This is a genomic window from Phytohabitans maris (assembly GCF_031085175.1).
In the GTDB taxonomy this organism is placed as follows: Bacteria; Actinomycetota; Actinomycetes; order Mycobacteriales; family Micromonosporaceae; genus Phytohabitans; species Phytohabitans maris.
The window spans coordinates 1-22882 of the sequence record NZ_JAVHUY010000029.1 but is presented as its reverse complement, the minus strand read 5'-3'; the positions used below and the strand labels follow the sequence as shown (position 1 = coordinate 22882).

Below are 22882 nucleotides of genomic sequence, written 5' to 3'. Positions count from 1 at the left end.
GCTCCACGTGCGCGCCCCACCGCCCGGCCCGGCCGGGTACGGGTGGGGCGCGCGGCCAGCAACAGGATGAACAGGCAGCCGCACATCTTCCGCACTTCCGCGCTCAGCAGGTGTAGAGGCTGTTCGGATGGACCCGCTCGCAGTAACGGATGTGCAGGTGGTTGTCGTGGCCGGCGTACTCCGTGGTGAGCCCCTCGGCGATCAGGGTCGGGTCGTTGAAGAAGACGAGCCGCACGTGGCCGGGCGCCGCGCTCCGGATCGCCTGGACGAGCTGGCGGGTGGCGGCCCGGTCGTAGGTCGACGACCGCCACGTGATCCGGCCGGCCGTGCACTGCGCCGAGTCGGTGCGGATCGGCCACACGTCGATGTCGAGGCCGACCTCGTGGCTGGAGTGGCCGGGGATGTCGCCGCCGTGCTCCCTGCTCGCGTCGCCCAGCGGCACCTGGCCCTGGCCGGTGCCGGCGAAGCTGGCGGCGGCCGCTTCGAGCTGCGCCACCGCCGCGCCGGTGGCCCAGTTGGCGGTGCCGTTTCCGTCCGGGTCCTGGTCGCAGAGGCCGGCGGACATGTCCGGGTACGCGTAGTGCCAGGCCAGGTTGGTCCAGGTGACGGCGCCGACGATGCCGTCGGCGGCGATCGCGGCATGCCCCTGGAACGCCACCACCGCCGCGTGGGTGGCGTCGTCGAACGTGCCGCTGACCGCGAGGCCGGCGTTTCGCTTCTCGTTGAGCTGCTCCTGCACGGCCCGCACCGCCGGACCGCTCGCACCGCGGCCGATGGTCACCACCAGCGCGGCCCACGTCCTCGGGCCGACGATCCCGTCGACGCCGAGCCCCCGGGCCGACTGGAACGCCCGCACCGCGGTGTCCACAGAGGACGTGAACTGGCCGTCGGCGGGCACGTCGTGGCCGTGGTGCTGGAGCAGGTACTCGATGGCCAGCACGTCGACGCCGCGGTTGCCCAGGCGCTGGGCCGGGTAGAAGGCGCCGCCGAAGGCGGACGCCCCACCCGCGCCGAAGGCGGCCGCGGGCAGCGCCAGCATCGTCACCACGAGCAGGCGCGTTGCCAACCGCGACCAGCGCCGCCCGGCCTTGTGGGTCCTCATGCCCGCCGAAGGTACGGTCGGGGCCACCGCACCGGGAGGTCAAATGTGGACACCGCAGACCCCGTGTCCACTTCTCCCCTCGCCCGGGCCCGGCGTTCCCGGATAGAACGTTGACGTGGAATTCCGGGTACTGGGGCGGCCGGAGGTCTGCCAGGACGGCGAATGCCTGGACTCCGGCACGCTGAAGCAACGGACCGTGCTCGCGGCGCTCCTGCTCAGTGCGAACGAGCCGCTCTCCACCGCCCGCCTCGTCGACTCGGTCTGGTGGGACCCGCCGGCCGCCGCCGGGTCGAACCTGCGGATGTACCTGTCCGGCCTGCGCCGCCTGCTGCGGGTACCCGGCGAGCAGGGCTCCCGCCTGCGTACCCCGTGGACCGGCGTCTACGAGCTGACCGTGCTCCCCGGCGAGCTGGACCTGGACCGGTTCTACGGCCTGGCCGACCGGGGCGGCCGGGAGCTGCGCGACGGGCGGCCGCGAGCGGCGGCGGACAGCTTCGAGCAGGCACTCCGGCTCTGGCGCGGGCGGGCGCTCGACGGGCTGGCGTGCGGGCCGGGGCTGCAGACGAAGGTGATGCTGGTGGAGGAGCGGCGGCTCGCGGTGGCCGAGCAGTGGGCGCACGCCTGGCTCGACCTGGGCCGCCCCGAGCGGGTGGTCCCCGAGCTGCGGGCCCTGGTCAAGGAGCATCCGTTGCGGGAGCGGCTGTGGGGCTGCCTGATCCTGGCCCTGTGCCGGTCCGGACGGCCGGGCGAGGCGCTCGCCGCGTACGCCGAGCTGCGTGGGGTGCTGGCCGCCGAGCTCGGCACCGACCCCGGCCCCGAGCTGCGGCGGCTGCACGAGCGGATCCTCCGCGGCGACGGGTCGCTCGCCGACGCGCGTCCCGTACCGGCGGACGGGCCGCTCTCCATCGACCTGCTCGCGACCGGCCTGCGGGCCCTCGCGGACGGGTGCGAGGCGCTGGGCGAGCACTCGGCCGCCCGGCACGCCCGTCACGCGGCGGGCGACCTGCTCCGGCGCACCGGCGAGCCGTCACTGGCCCTGCCCGGATGAGCGAGCGCCGCGGGCACCAGCCCGCGCCGGTACGCCTCCACACCGGCCGCGAACCGGCTGGTGACGCCGAAGTGCGCGACGATCGCGGTGATCCGCCGCCGCACGGTCCGCACGCAGGTGCCGGTCAGCGTGGCCACGTAGGCGTCGCGGTGGCCGGCGGCCAGCAGTGCCAGCACCCGCCGGTCGAACGGGGTCAACGAGCCGTCGTCCGCACCGCCGGCGGCGAGGTGCTCGGCGCGTAGCCAGCCGCGGCGGGCCGCCTCGACACCGCCCGCGAACCGGGTCCGCGCCCCCAGCACCAGCAGGACCGCCGTGACGTGGCGGCGGACGGTCTTGACCGTCGCACCGGTGGCCGAGGACAGGGCCACGTCGCTCATCCCCATCGTCATCAGGCGCAGGATCCGCCACTGCGCTCCGGTCAGCTCGGCCGGCCGGGTGGTCTGCGACCCGGTCGACCCGCCACCGCACGACAGCATCCCAAGCGACGCCGCCACCCTCCACCTCCCCCGCACGCCGGCAGGGCCCGCGGCGTGACGATCAGGGTGTACCGGGCCGGCGATGCGCCGCGGTAGCGCGCCGGTAGCGCGGGCCCCGGCAGTCACCCTCCGTAGGGGTTGACACCCGGACAGGCATTGACAACGATTGCCCTCGTCAACGCGTGCCGTAGCCGCTTTCCTGTGCCGGGTGTCTGCGCCGTACGCGGGTCGCAGCATCGCGAGGCATGACGCGGGGACAATGATGCGCTACCAGATCCTTGGCCGGCTGAATGTGTGGAACGGTCAGGAGTGGAGTCAGCTCAACGCGGCGAAGTGGCGTCTCCTGCTCACCTGCCTGTTGATCAACGCGAACCGGTTCGTGTCGGCCGACCGCCTCATCGCCGAGCTGTGGGGAGACCAGCCGCCGGAGTCGGCGGCGAAGACGCTGCAGGTCTACGTGTACCGGCTGCGCCGCGCCCTCGGTTCGCCGCCGGTGCGGCTGCTGACCCGTCCCGGCGGGTACGAGCTGAGCGTCGCACCGGACGAGGTGGACGCCGGCCGGTTCGCCGCCCTGGTCGACCAGGGCCGCGAGGCGCTGGCCGGGCGGGAGGCGGCGACCGCCGTGGCGCGGCTGACCGAGGCGCTGTCGCTGTGGCGCGGCCGCCCGCTGGCCGACGTACCGCACACGCCCACCGTGCTGGCCGAGGCCGAACGGCTGGAAGAACGGCGCCTGTGCGCCTGGGAGGACCTGGCGGACGCGAAGCTCGCCGTCGGCCGGCACGCCGAGCTCGTCGCCGAGCTGCGCGAGCTGGTCGCCGAGCATCCGCTGCGGGAGCCGCTGTGGGCCCGGCTGCTGGTCGCCCTGCACCGGTGCGGTCGCCGCTCCGACGCGCTGGCCGCGTACGCGACCGTGGCCGGCGTCCTCTCCGACGAGCTGGGCGTGCGGCCCGGCAGCGAGCTGCGCCGGATCCACCAGCAGCTGCTCGCCGACGAGCCCGAGCCGCCCGCGCCGCCGCCCGACCTGCCCGCGCCCCGGGCCGCGTCCTACCAGCTTCCCGGCCGGGTACCCGACTTCGTGGGCCGCCACGAGCAGGTCGACCGGGTACTCGGCCTGCTGGACGCCCGCCGCGGGCCGGCCGGGGCGGCGGCGGCCCGGACCGTGCTGGTGACCGGGAAGGCGGGCGTCGGCAAGAGCGCGTTCGCCGTGCATGTCGCGGACCTGATGCGGGACGCCTTCCCCGACGGCCAGCTCTTCGCCGACCTGCGCGGCCCGGAGAACAGCACCGCCGAACCGGCCGACGTACTGGCCTCGCTGCTCAAGACCCTCGGCGTCACCGGTGCGGAGATCCCGGACGGGGTGGCCGAGCGGGCCCGGCGGTACCGGGCCGTGCTGGCCGGCCTGCGGGTGCTGGTGGTGCTCGACAACGCGGTGCACGAGCGCCAGGTGCGGCCGCTGCTGCCCGGCACCGGCCACAGCGCGGCGCTGGTCACCAGCCGGGCCGCCCTCGCCGGGCTGGAGGCGGTGGCTCGCGTCGGCCTGGACGTGCTCAGCGACGCCGAGGCGCTCGACCTGCTCTCCGCCGCGGCCGGCGACGACCGGAGCCAGCGCGAGCCGCACGCCGCCCGCCGGCTCATCGGGCTCTGCGGCAACCTGCCGCTGGCGCTGCGCATCGCCGGAGCCCGGCTGGCCACCCGCCGGCACCTCTCCGCCGGCCGGCTGGCGGACGCGCTGGACGACGAGCGGCGCCGCCTGGACGAGCTGGTCGCCGGAGACCTGGAGGTGCGATCGAGCGTCGCCCTCAGCTACGAGACGCTGCAGGCCCCCGCCCGCCGCGCCCTGCGGCTGTTGGGGCTGCTGAGCACGCCGACGGTCCCCGGCTGGGTCGTCGGCGCGCTGCTGGACCGCACCCCGGCCGAGGGCGAGCGGGTCACCGGCGAACTGGTCGACAACCATCTGCTGGAGTTCGACTCGACCGACGCGACCCTCGAACACCGGTACCGGCTGCACGACCTGGTCCGCCTCTTCGCCCGGGAACGGGCCGAGGCGGAGGACACACCGGCGGCGCGGACGGCCGCCCTGGGCCGGGTCTGCGCGGCGTACCTGACGGTGGCGCGCCGCGCCGACGAGAGCCTCGACGCCGGCTTCCTCGATCCGGCGCCGGCCGTACCCGCCGGGTGGCGGCTGCCCGACGCCGACCTGCACCGGCTCACGGCCGCGCCGTTGAGCTGGCTGAACGCGGAGCGGACCACGTTGTGCGCGCTGATCCGGCAGGCGGCGGCGGCCGGGCTGGCGGGCGTGGCCTGGCGGCTGGCCGCCGCGCTGGCCGGCTACTTCGAGATCGCCACCCACTTCGACGACTGGCGGGACGTCCACGAGGTGGCTCTGGCGGCGGCCCGGCAGGCCGGCGACCGCCTCGGCGAGGCCGTGATGTGCCGCAACCTCGGCGAGCTGAACACGGTGGTGGACCGCTACGACGAGGCGATCGCGGCGTTCCAGACGGCGCTGCGGGCCTACCAGGACACGAACGACCCCGGCGAGACGGCGGCCGCGTCCGGGCTCGGCGTGCTGCTGCGCCTGCGCGGCCGGTACCTGGAGGCGGCCGGGTGGCTGGACCGGGCGATCGACAGCGCCCGGAGCAGCGGCAGCCCGCGGGCCGAGGCGTACGCCCGTCGCGGGCTGGTCAGCGTCCACCTGGAACGCGGCGACATCCGGCGGGCCGAGCGGGACGCCGAGCAGGCGCTGACCATCTCCAACCGGATCGGGCACCACAACGGGATGGCCGCGGGGCGCCGTTGCCTGGGGCTGGTGTACCTGGCCGCCGGCCGGCTGTCCGACGCGGCCGCGCAGCTGGAGCTCTCCGGCGAGCTCGCCGCGAAGGTGGGCGACCACGCCGGCGAGGTGCACGCGCGGCACTGGCTGGCCCACCTGGCCGACGTCTGCGGGGAACCGGACCGCGCCGAGCGGATGCTCGACGACTGCCTGGCCGCGTACCGCCGGTACGGCGAGCGCTTCGGTGAGGCTCTGACGCTGCGCAGCCAGGCCGACCTCTACCTGCACAGTGGACGGACCGCGCCCGCCGTGGCGGCGGTGGAGCGGTCCCTGTCGATCTGGCAGCGGCTGGACAGTCCATACTGGACCGCCCGTACCCTCGACGTGCGGGCCGCCGTCGCCGCCGCCGGCGGCCAGCCCGACGCCGCCCGGAGCGCCCGGTCCGCGGCCCGGAAGCTGCGCGCCGGCCTCGGCCTGCCGGCCACCCTGCGCGCGGTCACGGTCGGCGGCCGCGAACTCGGCGCCCACCTGGCCCGGCAAGGCATTTGATACAGGCCCTAGCCGGCGAGCCCGGTCACAGGGGCGAGGCGGAGTGCCGCATGCGGTACGAGAAGTAGCCGTCCCAGGGTGGCGGGCCGTCGCCGGTGCCGGGTTCGGTGGCGAAGTAGACGTCCACGCCCGAGTAGTCCAGCGGGCGCTGGTAGGCCAGGCCGCCGTACGGGTCGCGGACGAGGCCGGAGTTGTGGTTCCACCGGTACCCGGAGTGGGCGCCGGTGATCTGGCCCAGCACGGTCCAGGTGCCGCCGCCGGCCCAGACGCTCGCCCCCGCGATCCGGTCGACCTCGACGTTCCGCTGGACCTCGTTGCCCTCCAGCGCACCGGTGTCGCGGGAGACGACGAACGAGTCGCGGCTGCCGTCGTACGCCCAGGAGGCGTTGTGCAGGAACCGGCCGGAGTCCGGCAGGAACGGCTCCGGCGTCAGGCCGGCCGTCGTGACGAACGACCGGGTGCCGAGGACCGGCGCGTTGGCGTCGCCGAGGTCGAGGGTGCGCCGGGCGGTGCCCCGCTCCGTGCCGTCGCAGGACGGGTTCGGCGTGTCCAGCGCGGCGCAGTCCAGTCCACTGTAGAAGAGCAGCAGCCGGCCCTGCCCGTCGACGCTGGTGACGCTCGGCTGGCCCACCCCGTACCCGGCCGGGTTGTAGTCCGGCTCGGTGATGTCGACGACGGGCGACGCGACGATCGTCCACGGCCCGAGCGGTGAGGTGGCGAGCGCGACCCCGACCACGTTGAAGCGGCCGTCGGCGCCGTGGTCGTCGTTGTCGGCGCCGGTGAAGAACATCGCCCAGGTGTACGTGCGCCGCCCGAGCCCCGGCGCCGCGTACGTGAACCGTCCACTGACGACATCCGGGTCGCAGATGTGGTACGCCGCCCAGGCCGGGGTGGCCGGATGGTGGTCGGGGTCGCCGGGCTGGAGCCGCGGGCGGAGCGCCACCTGGGTGGCACCCCAGCGGTACGCGCCGTTGGACTGCCGGGTGCCGACGTTGAAGAGCACGTGGTCGTGCGTGGCCGCGAGCGCGTTGCCGGCGGCCCGGTCGTAGCGGACGCGGTTGGCGCAGTAGTAGACGATCCGCTGCGTGTCGGAGGTCTGGACGATCGACGGCGCGTACTGGTAGTAGCCGGCCGCCTCGTAGCCGGCCTGGCCCGGGTACACCCCGTCGGGCAGCGGGACGCCGGAGGTCGCGACGACCGGCGTTCCGGCGTACACCTGCGACGACGCGAGCAGGCACATCGCGACGGCGAACACCAGGACTGTCGACATGCGACGGACGACTCGCACGACCGCGTCACCCCACTCCTGTCCCGGCCGCTCGGCCCGGACGACGACGGGGAGGGTACCAGCAGCGTGGGTCCGGCCGGGCCGGCGCCTTGCCGGGCCGGGGTCGCGCCATCCGGGATCGTCCGGAGTCGTCCGAGCGGACGGCGGCGGGGCCGGCCGGTGACCTAGGGTCCCACCCGGGGTACGGCCTGGGCGCCGGGACCAGTCCGGGTGACGGTCGCCAGTCCGTCGATCTGTGTGGGGGTGCGAAAGCGTGCCAGAGCTGAGCTCGCCGAACGACGTATCGGGGCTCCGGTGGTCGAGGCGCTCGGTCCTGCTGGCCGGCGGGTTGTTGCTGACCGGCTGCGGCGGCCCGGAGAAGCCGGTCATCCAGAGCGCGGACTACGAGGGCTCCGCCTCGGGTCTGAGCCGGATCCGGCCGATCCTGGAGCGCCGGGCCAAGGCGTTGGCGGACGAGGACGAGGAGGCGTACCTCGCCGACCTCGATCCGTCCAACAAGGACCTGATCGAGCGGGAGAAGCTGGTCTTCGCCAACCTGCGCCAGTTCGAGTTCGCCGAGATCCGGTACGTCCTCAACGGCATGCACGAGCGCCCCGACAAGGGTGGCTCGTGGTTTTCGCCGGTGGTCCGGATCGCCAAGCTCACCGCGGACGCCGGCCCCGGCGACATCGCGCCCGGCGAGTCGTTCCTCTACTGGCTGACCAGGACCGGCGACAGGAACGTCATCGGCGACATCGTGCGGACCACCATGCAGAACCGGGAAGAGCTCGGCATCACCGGGCCGCGCGCCGACGCCCCGTGGAACACCGACAAGCTCAGGGTGCTCAAGGTGGGCGAGGCGGTCTGGCTGGTCGGCGACGAGAGCGTCACCGACCTCGACGAGTTCGGCGCCGTCACCAACCAGGAGCTGGCCACGGTCAAGAAGCTCTGGGGTGGCCGGGAGTCCTTCCCCGGCAACGTCCTCTTCTTCAGCCGCAAGAAGGAGAGCGTGCTGCGGTGGTTCGGCATCAGCGGCACCGACAACGTCGTCCGGCAGGCGCTGGGTTTCCAGATTCCGCAGCTCGGGGTGCGCAAGGACGGCCAGACCTACACCGGCAAGTACGCCGCGTCCCGGATCCTGGTCAACCTCGCCTCGATCGAGGCCGGAAAGAACGAACCGTGGGCCACCATCCGGCACGAGCTGACCCACGCGGTCACCGCCCGGGCCTCCCTGGCCGGCTACAGCGACACCGCGCAACCGGCCCGATGGGTGGTCGAGGGCTTCGCGCGGTACAGCGAGACGATCGACCAGCCGTCCCGCGCCGCCCTGATCCGGGGCAATGTGGCCGACGGGGTGCGGGCCGGCAAGTTCCGCGGCACCACGCCGTTCAGCGACGCCTTCTACGGCAAGGACGCCGGCTTCAACTACGCCCTGGGGTCGACGGTCTTCAGCCTCGCCGAACGGTTGAAGGGACGGGACGCGGCCGCCGAGCTGTACGCCCGCCTCGTCCAGCGGGTCGACTCGGCCGACCGTTCCATCCTCGAGCTGCCGGTCTTCGAGGGCATCTCGGCGGACGTGCTCGGCATGTCCAGCGACTCCTTCCGGAGCCGGTGGAAGAGCTACGTCCAAAATGGAGGCTGAGATGTCGCGGACACCTCCCGCACCGCCCACTCCGGGTGGCCGCCGCAAGTGGCTGCTGCTCCCCGCGCTCGGCGCGGCCGTGCTGCTGCTCGCCGGCGCCGGCGCCTTCTTCCTCGCGCGCGGCTACGAGGGGAGCCAGGCCTCGCAGTCCTGCGGGTCGTACAGCTGCATCCCCCGGCTCGAAGCCGCCACGGTGGTCAAGGCGCTGCGGGACAAGGGGCACACCTGCACGGAGGAGTTCAACCACCGGACCTGCGATCTGAAGATCGGCCTGGTGCGCTTCGAGGCTACGCTCCAGGTCGCCGACGAGCTCATCCACGCGATGAGCGTCAGCGTCTACCGTGGCGGCAGCGACCCGGTCACCGAGACCGGCCTGGCGTACCTGAACTGGTTCGCCACCCTGCCGTACGCCCGGGACGCGGAGACCTCCGCCCAGATCGAGGCGTGGGTCGCCGAACAGGTCAACGGCAACAAGGACACCCAGGCCGTCATCGGCGACTACGAGTACCGGCTCACCAATCCCGAGACGTACAGCGTCGAGCTCAACATCAAGGGCGATTTCTGATGACCGCTCCACCCCCCGGCCAGCACTACACCCCCGACGGCAGGTTCTGGTGGGACGGCGCCGGCTGGCGTCCGGTGGCCGCCGCGCCGCCCGGTCCCGGTTTCCCGCCACCGGGCGGCGCGCTCCCCCGGCGCCCGGCCAAGGCCGGCTTCGTGCTGGCGCTGGCCGGCACGCTGGTCGCGGCGGCGTTGTGCGGCGGGCTCGCCGGCGGTATCGGCGGCGCGGCGAGCACCGAACCTCCCGACAGCGACACCCCGCCCGCGCTCGCCGCCGAGTTCCCCAGCGGGGAGCGGCAGTACATGACCGGCGTGACGCTCGACGTGGTCGTCGAGGACTGGATGAAGAAGTCGAACTCGTGGACGTGCGCCGAGAAGGACGCCGACCCCGACGGCTACGTCCAGGTCAAGAAGATGACCGAGTGCGGCCTGCCCGACGACGAGGACCGGGACACGTTCGTCACCGTCGGGTACGACGCGGCCGACAAGATAAAGATGGTGGAGGCCACGTGCCGCGTTGGCCTCAAGACCAACGCGTGTACGACGCTCGCCTCCACCCTGGCCGACGCGGTCCTCTCCCCGCAGGGCGACGAGCTGCGCGGCCAGGCGGGGAAGTGGGCGAAGGAGAACGTGGACAGCGAGCGCGCGACCACCATCGGCGGGATCCGGCTGACCGCCAGCCTGGACCCGCACCGCATGACCGCCACCCCCGCCGTCTAGTAACGCGCCGCCCACCCGCGGTCGAAGCTCCCCTCGCGCCGTCCCAGCGGATCGAGGGGAGCTTTGATCGCGAACGGGACCCTTTAGACTCTTTCGACGTGTCGACGACGATCAGTCCGCCTGATCCCTCGGGGGTGGCGAGCCCCGCGGCGTTCGTCGCGCTGCTCAGGATGATGAAGGCCTGGGCCGGCAACCCGTCGTTCGACCGGCTGGCGCGGCTGTCCGGGGTCCCGCGGAGCACCCTCGCCGACGCGCTGAGCCGGCGCCGGTCGGGTCTTCCGGCGCTGGACGTCGTGCGGCGGCTGGTCGCCGCCTGCGGCGCGGACGCCGAGGGGGTGCGCGGTTGGGAGGCCGCGTGGCTGCGGCTCCAGCAGGCCGGCACCGGCGACGCCACCGACCGGGCGGGTACGGAGCGCGCCCGGCCCTGGCCGGTGCCGGCGCTGCTCCCCGCCGACGCCGCCGATTTCGTCGGGCGGGACAAGGACGTGGCGTGGCTGACGGCGCTGCTGGCTCCGGGCGCCGGCGGCGTGGCGCCGGTGGTGTCGGCGGTCGCCGGCCGAGCCGGGGTGGGCAAGACGGCGCTGGCGCTGCGGGTGGCGCACCGCGTGGCGGCGGGCTTCCCGGACGGCCAGCTCTACGCCGACCTGCGCGGGGCGAGCGCCGAGCCGGCCGATCCGGTCTCGGTGCTGGGCCGGTTCCTGCGCTGGCTGGGCGTGGACGGGGCGGCCGTGCCGGCCGAGCCGGAGGAGCGGGCCGCCCTGTTTCGGGCCCTGCTGGCCGAGCGGCGGGTACTGGTCGTCCTCGACGACGCGGGATCGGCCGCGCAGGTCCGGCCGCTGCTGCCCGGGTCCGGCCCGTGCGCGGTGCTGGTGACCAGCCGTTCCCGGCTGACCGAGCTGGCCGGCGTCAAGCGGCTGGACCTCGACGTCCTGGAGCCGCCCGAGGCGCTGGACCTGCTCGGCGCGCTGGTGGGGCGGGAGGCGGTGACCGAGGACCCCGCCGCCGCGTACCGGATCGGTGAGCTCTGCGGTTTTCTCCCGCTGGCGGTCCGGATCGCCGGCGCCCGGCTCGCGGCCCGGCCGCACCGGGGGCTGGGGTGGCTGGCCGGCCGGCTGGCCGACGGCCGGCGGCGGCTGGGCGAGCTGACCGCCGGTGACCTGGACGTCCGCTCCAGCCTCGCGCTGAGCTACCGGTCGCTGGGGCCGGGCGCCGCCCGCGCCCTGCGCGCGCTGTCCATCGTGGACATTCCGGACTTCGCGGCCTGGATCGCCGGGCCGCTGCTGGACGTGCGGCCGGAGGAGGCCGAGGAGCTGGTCGACGTGCTGGCCGAGGCGTACCTGGTCGATCCGGTGGGGACGGACGCGACGGGCCGGACGAGGTTTCGCCTGCACGACCTGGTACGGCTCTGCGCGCGGGAGTTCGGCGCCCGGGAGGAGACCGAGGCCGACCGGCGGGCCGCGCTGACCCGACTCGCCGGGGCGTGGCTGGCCGCGGCGGAGGAGGCCACGAGCCGGCTGCCCGGCCGGGAGCTGCCGCGAATTCCCAGCCCCGCCGGCCGGTACCCGGTCCCGCCGGACGTCCTGGCGGAGCTGGCAGCCGGGCCGGCGGGCTGGTTCGACGCCGAGCGGGCCGGGCTCGTCTCGGCCGTGGAGGCGTGCTGCGCCGCCGGGCTGACCGCGCACGCCTGGGCGCTCGCCGCGGCGTGCAGCACCTACCTGGACGCCCGCGGCTACTACGACGACGGCCTGCGCCTGTGCCGGCTGGTGCTGCGGCATTGCCAGGCCGCGGGCGACGGCCTGGGCGAGGCGACGATGCTGATGGCGCTCGGCGTGCTCTGGTCGAACGGCCCGGAGGCCGGCGAGGAGGACCACATGGCGGTGGTGAGCCGTGCGGCCGAGCTCTTCGCCGCGCACGGCGAGCCGCGGGGGCGGGCCAAGGCGCTGGAGCTCATGTCGTTCTTCCACCAGAAGCACGGCCGCCCGGAGGAGGCGATCCGCCGCGTCGACGAGGCGCTGGCGACGGAGGCCGGCGCGGATCCCGAGCTCGCCGGCGACCTCTGGCTGTCGCGGGCCATGGCGCTGCAGCTCCAGGGGCGCCGCGACGAGGCGGAGGCGGCGTACCTGCGGGCGCTGGACTCCCTCCGCGGGCGCGGGGCACCCGTGCGGGAGGCGATCACCCTGCGGGCGCTCGCCTCGCTGTACCGGCGGGGCGGCGACCCGGACGCGGCGCAGCTGCGGCTGCGGCAGGCACTGGCCATCCTGAACGAGCGCGAACACGCCAGCGCGTGGGCCGCGACGATGCTCACCCTCGGGCAGGTGCTCGCCGACCAGGGACATCCGCAGGCCCAGGAGACGCTGGAGTCGGCCTTGGCGGCGTGCCGCCGGCTCCGCGTCGGCTTCGGCGAGGGGCTCGCGCTCATGGCCCTCGGCGACCTGCACCGCCGCCAGCGCCGTCCGGAGCTGGCCGTCAGGCTCTGCACCGAGGCGCTGGCGATCGCGGAAGGGCTCGACGGCCCGCCGCTGCGGGCCTGGGTGCTGCGCGCCCTGGGCGACGCGCAGCAGGCGTCCGGCGCCGAGACCGCCGCGCGGGACGCCTGGACGCGGGCGCGGACGGTGTACGCGCGGCTGGGGGACCACGCGGCGGTCGGGCAGCTGGACGCGCTCCTGACCTGACGACACCGCCCGCGCGACGGCGTCCCGCTACGGCACGGGCCGCAGGATCCGGTCGAGCGTCGAGCGGCGCCGCACCGGTCGCGTGGTGCAGCCCCAGATCGACGTCGCCGCGACCGCCGCGGCCAGGAGCACGGCCATCGTCATCTGTCCCCTCCTCGTCGGTACCGCCGGCGGCCGTGTCCGCCGGCGCGGCAAGCCTCGCCGGTCGTGTGCACACGTTTCGCACATCGGCGGCCGTGAACGCATGTACGGGGCCGGTCGGCATCGACCGGACCCACTATGCTGGCGCGGGCGCGGCAGGCACCCGTCACGGCGCCGGGAGGGGGTCGCGTGGAGTTCCGGCTGCTCGGGCCGCTGGAGATCAGCGGCGACCGCCGGGCGGCGCCGCTGCCCGCCGGAAAGAGCCGGGCCGTCGCGGCGACGCTCCTGCTCGACGCCAACCGGACGGTGACGCCGGGCCGGCTGGCCGAGATGCTCTGGGCCGAGCCGCCGCGCGCCGCGGAGTCCAACCTGCGGACCTACGTCGCCAACCTCCGCAGGGTCCTGGCCACCGATGGCGGCGGGTCGCGGCTGACCACGGACCGCGCCGGCTACCGGCTCGAGGTCCGGCCGGGCGAGCTCGACCTCGCCTGCTTCGAGGAGTTGGCCACCGAGGGGGAGGCGGCGGTCCACGCCAGTGGCACCGCCACCGCGGTCGAGCGGCTGCGCCGGGCGCTGGACCTGTGGCGCGGGCCAGCCCTGGCCGGGCTCTCCGGCGGCCCGCTGCTCAGCGCGGAGGCGGCCCGGCTGGAGCAGCGCCGGCTGCACGTCGCCGAGCTGTGGGCGGACGCCGCGCTGGCCGAAGGGCACCACGCCCAGGTCGCCGCCGAGATCGACCAGCTCGTCCAGGCCCACCCGCTGCGGGAACGGCTGTGGGACCGACTGATCCTGGCCCGGTACCGGTGCGGCGGGCGGTCGGCGGCGCTGGCCACGTACCGGGACGTGTGCCAGGTGCTCGAAGACGAGCTGGGGGTGGCGCCCGGCGACCCGCTGCGGCAGCTGTACGAGCGGATCCTCGCCGCCGATCCCACCCTCGCGCCGCCCAGCGGCCGTCCGGTGCGGGTCGCTCCCCCGCCGGCCCGGCAGCTGCCGCCCGGCGTCGCCGCCTTCACCGGGCGGGCCGAGGAGATCGGCGCGCTGGACGGCTGGCTCGACGGCGTGGAGCGCGAGGAGCGCCCGGCCGTGCTGATCGCGGTGGTGACCGGCATGGCGGGGGTCGGCAAGACCAGCCTGGCGACGCACTGGGCGCACCGCGTCGCCGACCGCTTCCCCGACGGCCAGCTGTACGTGAACCTCCGCGGATTCGGCCCGGCCGCCCCGGTCTCCCCGGCCGACGCCCTGCACGGGTTCCTGGAGGCCCTCGGCACGCCGCCCGACCGGATCCCGGCCGACGAGACCGGCCGGGCCGCGCGGTTTCGCAGCCTGCTCGCCGGACGGCGGTTCCTCGTCGTGCTGGACGACGCCGGCGACGCCGACCAGGTCCGCCCCCTCCTACCGGGTACGCCCGGCTGCGTGGTCCTGGTGACCAGCCGCCACCAGCTCGCCGGCCTGGTCGCGGGCGAGGGTGCCCGCGTGCTGACGCTGGCACCGTTCGCCGACGGCGAGGCGCGCGACCTGCTCGCCGGGCGGCTCGGCCGGGACCGGGTGGCCGCCGAGCCCGAGGCGGTCGACGACATCGTCGCCCGGTGCGGGCGCCTCCCCCTCGCCCTCGCCGTCGTGGCGGCGCGGGCCGCCATCCACCCGCGGTTTCCGCTCGCCGACGTCGCCGGCGACCTGCTGAGCACGTCCGCCGGGCTGAGCCGGCTCGGCGGTGGCGACGCGGTCACCGACGTCCGGCTGGCGTTCTCGGCCTCGTACCGGACGCTGGCGCCGCCGGCGGCACGGCTCTTCCGCCTGCTCGGCCTGCCGCTCGGCCCCGACATCGGCCTGCCCGCGGCGGCGAGCCTCACCGGTGAACCACCGGCGCGGGTCCGCCCGCTGCTGGCCACGCTGACCGAGGCGCACATGCTCACCGAGCACACCCCCGGCCGGTACACCCACCACGACCTGCTCCGGGCGTACGCCGGGGAGACGGCGCACGGCGTCGAGCCCGCCGAGCGGCGGAGCGCGGCGCTGCGCCGCCTCCTCGACCACTACCTGCACACCGCGCACCGCGCCGCGCTGTTGCAGCAGCCGCACCGGAGCCGGATCTCCGTCGCTCCACCCGGCGCCGGAGTGGCGGTCCGCGAGCTCGCCGACCAGCGGGACGCGTCCGCGTGGTTCGCCGCCGAGTACCAGGTCCTGCTGGCCGCGGTCGCGCAGGCGGCGCGGGACGGGTTCGACGTACACGCGTGGCAGCTCGCCTGGGCCCTGGCCAGCCAGATGGACCGGCGCGGCCGGTGGGACGACGCCCTGACGACGCATCAGCTCGCGCTGGAGGCCGCGCTGCGGGCGGCCGACCCGACCGGCCAGGCGCACGCCCACCGCGGTCTCGGGCTGGCCCACGCCCGGCGGGACCGCTACGCACAGGCCGAGTCCCACCTCTCGTCCGCCGCCGACCTGTTCGGCCGGCTCGGCGACGACGGCGAGGGGCACACGTACCTCGACCTCGGCTGGGCGGCGTCGAAGCGGGCCGACTACCCGCTGGCGCTGCACCGCGCCACGCGGGCGCTCCAGGTGTTTCAGGCCTCGGGTCACCGGGTGGGCCAGGCGAACGCGTTGAACGGGATCGGCTGGTGCCACAGCGTGCTCGGGCGGCACGGCGAGGCGCTGGCCCACTGCCGGGACGCGCTCGCGCTCTTCCAGACCGAGGGCGACCAGCACGGGGAGGCCCCGACCTGGGACAGCCTCGGCTACATCCACCACCGCCTGGGCCAGTTCACCGAGGCCGTCGACGCGTACGAGCGCTCCCTCGACCTGTACCGGCAGCTGGGCAACCAGTACTACCAGGCGGACGTCCTGCACCACCTGGGCGACACCCACCTCGCCGCCGGCAGCACCGCGGCGGCCGTGGCCGCATGGCAGCGGGCTTTGTGCGTCTTCGACGAACTCAAGCATCCGGACGCCGACGAGGTCCGGACCAAGCTGGCCGCCCAGGGCGCAGCCGCCACCTCCGTCACCGCCTCTGCCTCCGCCGCCGCCTCTGCCTCCGGCAAGCCGATCACACCGGCCTAGCGGTCGAAGTCACCGCTTCACCGGACGGGGAGCCGCCGCTTCACCAGATGGAGTCGCCACGGATGACGGCGTCGCTGCCACCGTCGATGTAGATCACCTGGCCACACAGGTGCGTGTTGTGCACGCCGCCGAGCCAGGCCAGGAGGTGGGCCACGGCCTCCGCCTCCGCGACACCGTTGAGCGGCATCGGCACCATCTCGAGCAGCGCCGCCTTCTTCTCCTCGGTGGAGATAAGGTCGGCCGTCATCGCGGTGGCGATGATGCCGGGCCCGATGGCGTTGAGCGGGATGGCGGCGCCGGCCCACAGCGCCGTGGGCGCCTGCCGCCGTACCCACTGGGAGATCGCCCGCTTGCTGGAGCTGTAGATCAACCGGCCCAGCGACTCGGGTTCCTTCGCCATGACCTCCGCGCGGCTCAGCGCCGCGATCTCGTCACCCGCCCGGAGCGCCGCCACCAGCGGCTCGTCGACCGGGTGCAGGGCCGCCATGGACGAGACCACGACGGCGCGGGGCGCGGCCGAGGTCAGCAGGAGGGGGCGCAACCCCTCCAGTGTGGCGACGGCACCGAAGTAGTTGACGGCGACCGTGGCCGGCGCCGGCTGGCTGAGCCCGGCGACCGCGTACACGGCGTCGACGGCCCCGCCGCTGAGCTCCCGCACGCCGTCGACCATCGCGGCCCGGCCCTGCTCGGTCGTCAGGTCGGCCGTCACGTCCGCGCCGTGCAGGTCCACGCCGATGACCCGTTCGCCGCGGCTTTCCAGCAGTTCCTTGGTGGCCTTACCGATGCCGGACGCCGATCCTGTGACGACAGATGTACGTGTCATGGTGTCCTCACCCGCTGAAACGATCCCTGGACAAGGTGATCGTCACTTGAGCCGGGCCGCGTCCAGCAGGGCCCAAGGTCCCGGCGACCCGGGAACGAAGGTCCGCCGAAGAGAGCGTGGGACGCACCGTCAGACGGCGCGTGAGCGAGCTAAAGCGGTGGCCACCAACGTTCACCGGGTGACCGGCGGCCTTCGGCCGCTGGTCACCCGGGCCCGGAGAAGCCGGCAAAGGTTAGTGGCCACCGCACTGGCCCGGCAAGGATCTGATAAATGCCCCGGTCCCGAAACGGCGGGCTTATCCTTGCGCCGTGCCCGTGTGGGATGGCAAGCGTCGTCCTGGCCGCCGTCGCCTCGGCGTGTTGGTCGTCGTGGTGCTGGTCGCCGGCATCGCGTTCGTCGCCTTCGGCTCCGGTTGGCCGCCCTCCCCACGCTCGGCGCCGGCGGACAATGCGCCGGCCGAGTGGGTCGGTGCGGGACCGGCGACGAGTACCCCCGCCGGCGCTCGGACGCTGACCGTGCTGGGCGCCGGGGACGTGCTCGTCCACCCGCCGGTCTGGGAACAGGCGCGGCGCGACGCCACAAGCGGTGGGTTCGACTTCTTCCCGATGTTCCAGGGGGTGAGCCAGACCGTTTCCGGCGCCGACCTGGCGATCTGTCACCTGGAAACGCCGCTGGCCCGTCCCGACGGGCCGTTCGAGGGGTTCCCGAGCTTCAGCGTGCCTCCCCAGGTGTTGCAGGGCGTGAAGCGGGCCGGGTACGAGGGCTGCTCCACGGCCTCCAACCACTCGCTCGACCGGGGTGAGGCGGGCGTGGTCCGGACGATCGAGGCGTTCGAAGCGGCCAAGCTCGGCCACACGGGCACGTTCCGCAGCGCCGAGCAGGCGAACACACCGCTGGTGTACACGGTCCGCGGTGTCAAGGTGGCGCATCTGGCGTACGCCTCGCATTTCAACGGGCTCAGCCGACCGCCGGGCAAGCAATGGCTGGCCAACCGGATCGAACCGGCCAAGGTCGTCGCCATGGCGAAGCGGGCCCGCGCGGTCGGTGCCGAGATCGTGGTGCTGAGCCTGCACTGGGGCACCGAGTACCGGCACGAGCCGGACGCCGATCAGCGAGACCTGGCGCGGGAACTGCTCGCTTCCCCGTACATCGATGTGATCCTCGGGCACCACGCGCACGTCGTCCAGCCGATCGAGCGGATCGGGGGCAAGTGGGTCGTCTACGGGATGGGCAACGAACTGGCCCGGCACGCGGAGCCGACCGACGGCAACCGTGAAGGGATCATGGCCCGCGTCACCTTCACCGAGCAGGCCCCGAGGCGGTGGACGGTGACGAAGATCGAGGCGATCCCTACCTGGGTCGATCTGCAACCGGACATCCGCTTGGTCGAGCTTTCCCGCGCGCTGGCTGACCCGCGGCTGCCGGAGAGCCGGCGAAGTACCTATCGGGCGGCGCTGGACCGGATCCGCGGATATCTCTTCAGCCGGGGCGCCCAGCGGGCCGGCCTGGTCCTGGCCAGCTGATGCGGTGGCCGCTGACGTTCACCCGGTGACCAGCGGCCAAGAGCCGCTGGTCGCCCGGCGCCGGCGAAGCCGGCCAGGTGGATCGACTCGACCGGTCACTTGATCTGCTCGGCCAGCGCGACGACGATGCCCGCGGGGCCGCGGAGGTAGCAGAGCCGGTAGCTGTTCTCGTACCGCACGATCTCGCCGACGAGTTCGGCGCCGTGTGGCCGTAAGCGGTCGAGGGTGTCGTCGATGTCTTCGACGGCGAACATGACGCGATGCATGCCCAGCGTGTTCACCGGGGCGCGCGGGTCACCGTCTCGGCTCGACGGCGCGTGGTACTTGGTCAGCTCGAGCCGTCCGTGGCCGTCCGGGGTGCGCATCATCGCCAGGTCCGATCGGACTCCGTCGAGCCCGACGAGGCGATCCACCGCGCTGCCCTCGACTGTCGCCTCGCCTTCCAGCTCCAGTCCGAGCGCGAGGAAGAACGCCTTGGCGGCCGCGAGGTCGTCGACGACGACGGCGATGTTGTCCATCCGCCGGATCGTCCCGCGCCCGGGTTGGCGGCCCCGCTGGTCGGTGTCGTCCATGATGATCTCCTTTCGGGCCGGTCGCCGGGTTCGGCGGCGGTTGTGCGTGTTCAGGCGCGCCGGGTTGTCGCGACGTCGATCGGCTTGCCCGGCGGGCCGACCGGGCGAGCGGACCCAACCCCCGTTGGCTCGCGCACCCGACGAATACTGCCAGTGGAGTACGAGAGCCGCTGAGCTGCCCCCGGCGGGGTAGCCGCGTTGTCGCCCGCCGCACGACGCGTCGGCTCGTGGTGCCGGGCACCGTGGAACCACGGATCGCGACTGTCCCGGAAGCGACCGACGACAGCGTGCGATGTCTGGCGCGCGGCGGAGGAGCGCGACATGGCGAAGTGGACCGCGGCGGACGTCACCGACACGAGCGGTCGCACGGTGATCGTCACCGGCGCCAACAGCGGGCTCGGCGCGGAAACGGCCCGAGTGCTCGCCGAGGCCGGCGCAAAGGTGATCATGGCGTGCCGGGACCCCGACAGGGCCCGCGCGGTGGCGGACGGGATCGACGGGCACACCGAGGTGCGCAGGCTCGACCTGGCCGACTTGTCGTCCGTACGCGCGTTTGCCGAGGGCTTCGACGGCGACGTCGACGTGCTGATCAACAACGCGGGAGTCATGGCCGTACCCAAAGGCACCACAGCGGACGGTTTCGAACGGCACATCGGCACCAACCACCTCGGGCCGTTCGCACTGACCGGCCTGCTGATCAACCGGGTACGCGACCGCGTCGTCACCGTATCCAGCGGCCTGCACGTGCTCGGCCGGATTCACCACGACCTGAACTGGGAACACCGCCGCTACCAGCGGTGGCTGGCCTACGCGCAGTCCAAGCTGGCCAACCTGCTGTTCGCCTACGAACTCGACCGACGGCTCTCCGCGGCGGGCCGGCGGACCATTTCGGTGGCGGCGCACCCCGGCGTCGCCGCGACCGAGGGGCAGCGCCGAGACACGTCGTTGCGGGGAAAGCTCCTTGCCGGTGGGCCCGCGCAAGCTCCCCAGATGGGCGCGCTGCCGATCCTCTACGCGGCAACCGCGCCAGGCCTGACCGGCGGCGCCTGCCTCGGGCCGGACGGGTTCATGCAACGACGCGGTCACCCGACCCTCGTCCGATCGAGCCGCAGATCCTACGACGCGACACTCGCCGCCCGGCTATGGGAACAGTCCGAACACCTCACCAACGTGGCCCCGGTCCTGCCGATGCGGCACTCAGGCCTTTAGGGTCGCGACGGTGGCGGATGGCCAGGAGGGTGTTGACGCGGTGGGGGTTGAACCGCGCTCACGGCCACGACATCCCGCTCAAGCGCTCGCCGCCCTACGGGAAATCACCGACCCGTACCTTCAGCCGCAGCCCGCCGAGCCGAGACCTATGCGGCGGGAATGACGGGCCGGATGAGGTCGCGGGCAGTGACGCACTTCTCGCCCTCGCGGTTGTGGACGTGAGGTTCTCCGAGGGTGAAGCTGACGGTGGTCCTATGTGGAGGGAGCCACCCGGCAGGAGATCTGGGCTACCGCGATGTCCGCCGTGGTCCGGGCCGCTGCTCCCGCGGCCTCACCCTTCGCGGTTGGCGCCCGCACCGCGGCCCCCGCGGGGAGCCGGGGCCTCCCGGCGAGCTTCAGCTCGCCGCCGGCCGCAGCGGTGCCCTCGGGAGCGAACGGTCCGCGGCTGACGCGGACCGGGGCACATCTGTCCAGAGCCTTGGCGCGGACCCGGTCAGCTGGGCGGTGACGGCGGTTTGGGCGGGTGTCCGCGGGCGAGGACCACGTCGGAGGTGACGATGCCGGCCAGGACGAGCGCGACCGTGATGGTGATGGCCAACGGCGGCAGGAAGATCAACGCTGGCGAGATGCCGGCGAGCAGGAGCGCCCCGATCACCCGGGACTTGGAGACGCGGGCGAATATCATGTGTCCGAACAGGACGCGTCCGGCGAGGAACGCGACCGGACCGCCGACGATGAGGCAGAGCCAGGGCAGATCGACGTATCCACGCGGGTTCGCGATGACAAGTTCGAAGCCGGCGTCGGTGGCGACGATGCCGGCCACCATGACCACGTGAGCGAGCAACGCGCGGCGGACCAGGCGGGCCGGCACGGGAACGGCCGCGAAGGCGGCGGGCAGCAACGCCCCGGCCCGGTAGAGGTACGTCAGCCACAGCAGCACGGTGGTGGCGAACGACATGAAGAACGCCGCCGTGGCGCTGGCGTTTTCCAGGTAGTGCGCCCCGTCGGTGGCGCCGGTGACCGCGACCAGCTCACCGAGGACGATGAGGAAGAACTGCTGGTACCGCTCGGCCATGTGCTCGGCGGCGATGGGCCACTGTGCCAGCCTCGGGCGGTGAATCCTCGGCACCGGGGCGAACAGCAGCATCACCGCCGTGTACTCGATGGTTATCGCCAGTGTCCACAACGCTCCACGCGCGAAACCGTGCGCGAAGGTCGCGCCGATGATCCAGGGCACGGCGGACAGCGTGAACCACAGCAGCGCGCCCACCGATCGGCGCTGGGCTTCGTGGCCCCGCAGCGTGGCCACGAGGACGAGGCCGCGGCCGATGTGGGCCCCGACGTACGCGCCGGCGAAGGACAGGCCAAGAGATCCGAACGCCCCGGGCAGCGAGACCGCCATCACCAGCGCGCTGAACATGGCGCCCGCGATCACCAGTTGGATCTCCGGCCGCCGCGGGTCCAACAGGTCGGTGAGCCATGCCGTGGCGAACCAGAGCATCATCAGCGTCAGCAGCAACAGCAGCGCCTGGCCGGCCAGGACGATGTGGTGCCGAGAGGTCATCTCCTCCAGGAGCCACTGGGAGAGCTGCGTGAGCGCGAATACGAACACCAGGTCGAAGAAGAGTTCCAGGTAGCTGGCCCCTGGCGGTTGCCCGGGTTTGCGCAGCAGCGCTTCCGCCCTACTTCCCGCCATCGATTCGCCCGTTCTGTCAGTTCCGCACCTTATTAGCGCAGTCGTACCATGCGGACGGCGCCGCCGGGTCGCATCGGCTTGTCGACCTTGACGCGGGCACCCAGCGAGGTTTCGAGTCGGGGATGGCTTGGGCCGTCGGCGTCTGGAGAGGATCAAACCCCGAAAAAGAGGACTTGGGCTGCCGCGATGTCCGTTGTGGTCCGGACCGTCGCTCCCGCGGCCTCACCCTGCGCGGTCGGCGATCTCACCCCGGCCCCTGCGGGGAGCCGGCTGCCGCCCAGGGTCTGCGTGTCCACGGCAGCTCACCACCGCACCGCGGTCGGGGCGGATGTGTGCGCGCGGGAAGCTCTGGAGCTGCCCCGTCTGTGCTCCTCCGGGGCGGGCTTTTGTCGCGGACCTTGTAGCGGAGGCCGGGGATCTCGGCGAGCGCCAGCTCGCCGACGGCCGCAGCGGTGCCCGCGGGAAACGCTCCGCCGCGCACCAGGTTTCCGCGGGGACCGCGCATGCGGCCGAAAGCTGGTGCGGACCGGCGCGAATCCCTGTCTGAGGAAACGCTGGGCGGTCCTGAGCGGACGGTGCGGCGGTTTCGGCGCCCGCCGCGGGCGGGCCGATACGGAGCGATCCGGGTGGGCGCCGGTGAGCCAGGGGTGGTCCGGGCGGCCGGAAACGATCAGCGGAGCGACCGGCGCCGAGCTGGGCCTGGCCGGGCAGGTCTGGTCACTCGAAGACGTCCAGCGGCAGCGCCGCGGACACCAGAACGTTCGGAATGTTGACGACCGACGAAATATGCAGATCCGCCGCCACACTCACCAGCACGTACGCCTGCTCCCGACTCAGCCCCCGATACGCCACCAGATGATCGACCAACTCACCAAGCGCATTCGCCGCCGCGAGCCCGACGTCCATGAACCGGTTCTCCCCACCCGCCGTCACCGGCACCCCCGTCGTAGCCACATACTCCCGCATCGACCGCTCCCGGAACCGATACATCGGCGCACCCGGCAACCCCGGCAACTCCCCCCGCTTACGCAACCCGATCCGCAACACCGCCCGAGCAGCC

16 protein-coding genes are annotated in these 22882 nt (G+C 73.8%); 9 read left to right on the top strand and 7 right to left on the bottom strand.

Going from position 1 to position 22882, the window contains the following annotated elements; translation table 11 throughout:
* Window positions 1-103: 103 nt before the first annotated feature.
* Entirely contained in the window at window positions 104-1102 is a 999-nt protein-coding gene (locus RB614_RS27400; RefSeq protein ID WP_308715528.1) for a penicillin-insensitive murein endopeptidase, read from the bottom strand.
* A gap of 115 nt (window positions 1103-1217) precedes the next feature.
* Between RB614_RS27400 and RB614_RS27395 the strand changes: the two genes are divergently transcribed.
* Window positions 1218-2150 (top strand): AfsR/SARP family transcriptional regulator, encoded by a 933-nt coding sequence (locus RB614_RS27395; protein WP_308715527.1) that lies wholly within the window; start codon window positions 1218-1220, stop codon window positions 2148-2150.
* Here the strand turns inward: RB614_RS27395 and RB614_RS27390 are convergent.
* Window positions 2090-2644, bottom strand: coding sequence for a helix-turn-helix domain-containing protein (locus tag RB614_RS27390; protein ID WP_308715526.1), 555 nt, complete (start codon window positions 2642-2644; stop codon window positions 2090-2092). The genes RB614_RS27395 and RB614_RS27390 overlap by 61 nt on opposite strands.
* 244 nt (window positions 2645-2888) lie before the next feature.
* Between RB614_RS27390 and RB614_RS27385 the strand changes: the two genes are divergently transcribed.
* The gene (locus RB614_RS27385; RefSeq protein WP_308715525.1) at window positions 2889-5945 is read left to right on the top strand and encodes an AfsR/SARP family transcriptional regulator; all 3057 of its coding nucleotides are present in this window, start codon (window positions 2889-2891) and stop codon (window positions 5943-5945) included.
* Between the two features lie 25 nt (window positions 5946-5970).
* On the opposite strand, the gene RB614_RS27380 is transcribed toward RB614_RS27385, so the two are convergent.
* A complete protein-coding gene (locus RB614_RS27380) occupies window positions 5971-7215 on the bottom strand; it encodes a glycoside hydrolase family protein (protein WP_308715524.1) in 1245 nt (414 codons plus the stop codon).
* A gap of 271 nt (window positions 7216-7486) precedes the next feature.
* On the opposite strand from RB614_RS27380, the gene RB614_RS27375 reads away from it, so the two are divergent.
* From RB614_RS27375 to RB614_RS27355, 5 genes are all read left to right on the top strand, one after another.
* Window positions 7487-8854: a hypothetical protein gene (locus tag RB614_RS27375; protein WP_308715523.1), complete on the top strand. Its 1368-nt coding sequence runs from the start codon at window positions 7487-7489 to the stop codon at window positions 8852-8854.
* 1 nt (window position 8855) lies between these two features.
* Window positions 8856-9419, top strand: coding sequence for a hypothetical protein (locus tag RB614_RS27370; RefSeq protein ID WP_308715522.1), 564 nt, complete (start codon window positions 8856-8858; stop codon window positions 9417-9419).
* Window positions 9419-10135, top strand: coding sequence for a hypothetical protein (locus RB614_RS27365; protein ID WP_308715521.1), 717 nt, complete (start codon window positions 9419-9421; stop codon window positions 10133-10135). The genes RB614_RS27370 and RB614_RS27365 overlap by 1 nt, the downstream gene beginning before the upstream one ends.
* A gap of 98 nt (window positions 10136-10233) precedes the next feature.
* Window positions 10234-12807: an ATP-binding protein gene (locus RB614_RS27360; protein ID WP_308715520.1), complete on the top strand. Its 2574-nt coding sequence runs from the start codon at window positions 10234-10236 to the stop codon at window positions 12805-12807.
* 330 nt (window positions 12808-13137) lie between these two features.
* Window positions 13138-15999, top strand: a complete 2862-nt coding sequence (locus RB614_RS27355) for an AfsR/SARP family transcriptional regulator (RefSeq protein ID WP_308715519.1) — start codon at window positions 13138-13140, stop codon at window positions 15997-15999.
* Window positions 16000-16039: 40 nt separating this feature from the next.
* Here the strand turns inward: RB614_RS27355 and RB614_RS27350 are convergent, their stop codons facing one another.
* Entirely contained in the window at window positions 16040-16822 is a 783-nt protein-coding gene (locus RB614_RS27350) for an SDR family NAD(P)-dependent oxidoreductase (protein ID WP_308715518.1), read from the bottom strand.
* Window positions 16823-17130: 308 nt separating this feature from the next.
* On the opposite strand from RB614_RS27350, the gene RB614_RS27345 reads away from it, so the two are divergent.
* Window positions 17131-18345 (top strand): CapA family protein, encoded by a 1215-nt coding sequence (locus RB614_RS27345; protein WP_308715517.1) that lies wholly within the window; start codon window positions 17131-17133, stop codon window positions 18343-18345.
* Window positions 18346-18440: 95 nt separating this feature from the next.
* On the opposite strand, the gene RB614_RS27340 is transcribed toward RB614_RS27345, so the two are convergent.
* Window positions 18441-18917: a VOC family protein gene (locus RB614_RS27340; RefSeq protein WP_308715516.1), complete on the bottom strand. Its 477-nt coding sequence runs from the start codon at window positions 18915-18917 to the stop codon at window positions 18441-18443.
* Window positions 18918-19238: 321 nt separating this feature from the next.
* On the opposite strand from RB614_RS27340, the gene RB614_RS27335 reads away from it, so the two are divergent.
* A complete protein-coding gene (locus RB614_RS27335) occupies window positions 19239-20126 on the top strand; it encodes an oxidoreductase (RefSeq protein ID WP_308715515.1) in 888 nt (295 codons plus the stop codon).
* 493 nt (window positions 20127-20619) lie between these two features.
* Here RB614_RS27335 and RB614_RS27330 read toward each other — a convergent pair whose 3' ends face one another.
* Together RB614_RS27330 and RB614_RS27325 are read right to left on the bottom strand one after the other, a co-directional pair.
* Window positions 20620-21822 carry a low temperature requirement protein A gene (locus tag RB614_RS27330; protein WP_308715514.1) on the bottom strand — a complete coding sequence of 401 codons (1203 nt, stop codon included), beginning with the start codon at window positions 21820-21822 and terminating at the stop codon, window positions 20620-20622.
* A gap of 717 nt (window positions 21823-22539) precedes the next feature.
* Window positions 22540-22882 (bottom strand): acetamidase/formamidase family protein (locus RB614_RS27325; protein WP_308715513.1); only part of this gene is annotated, 343 nt, incomplete at its 5' end.

Excerpts from the sequence above, each read along its gene's own strand:
- RB614_RS27400 (WP_308715528.1), bottom strand. The coding sequence starts at position 1,102 with ATGAGGACCCACAAGGCCGGGCGGCGCTGGTCGCGGTTGGCAACGCGC.
- RB614_RS27385 (WP_308715525.1), top strand. The coding sequence starts at position 2,889 with ATGCGCTACCAGATCCTTGGCCGGCTGAATGTGTGGAACGGTCAGGAG.
- RB614_RS27380 (WP_308715524.1), bottom strand. The coding sequence starts at position 7,215 with ATGTCGACAGTCCTGGTGTTCGCCGTCGCGATGTGCCTGCTCGCGTCG.
- RB614_RS27370 (WP_308715522.1), top strand. The coding sequence starts at position 8,856 with ATGTCGCGGACACCTCCCGCACCGCCCACTCCGGGTGGCCGCCGCAAG.
- RB614_RS27365 (WP_308715521.1), top strand. The coding sequence starts at position 9,419 with ATGACCGCTCCACCCCCCGGCCAGCACTACACCCCCGACGGCAGGTTC.
- RB614_RS27350 (WP_308715518.1), bottom strand. The coding sequence starts at position 16,822 with ATGACACGTACATCTGTCGTCACAGGATCGGCGTCCGGCATCGGTAAG.
- RB614_RS27340 (WP_308715516.1), bottom strand. The coding sequence starts at position 18,917 with ATGGACGACACCGACCAGCGGGGCCGCCAACCCGGGCGCGGGACGATC.
- RB614_RS27335 (WP_308715515.1), top strand. The coding sequence starts at position 19,239 with ATGGCGAAGTGGACCGCGGCGGACGTCACCGACACGAGCGGTCGCACG.
- RB614_RS27330 (WP_308715514.1), bottom strand. The coding sequence starts at position 21,822 with ATGGCGGGAAGTAGGGCGGAAGCGCTGCTGCGCAAACCCGGGCAACCG.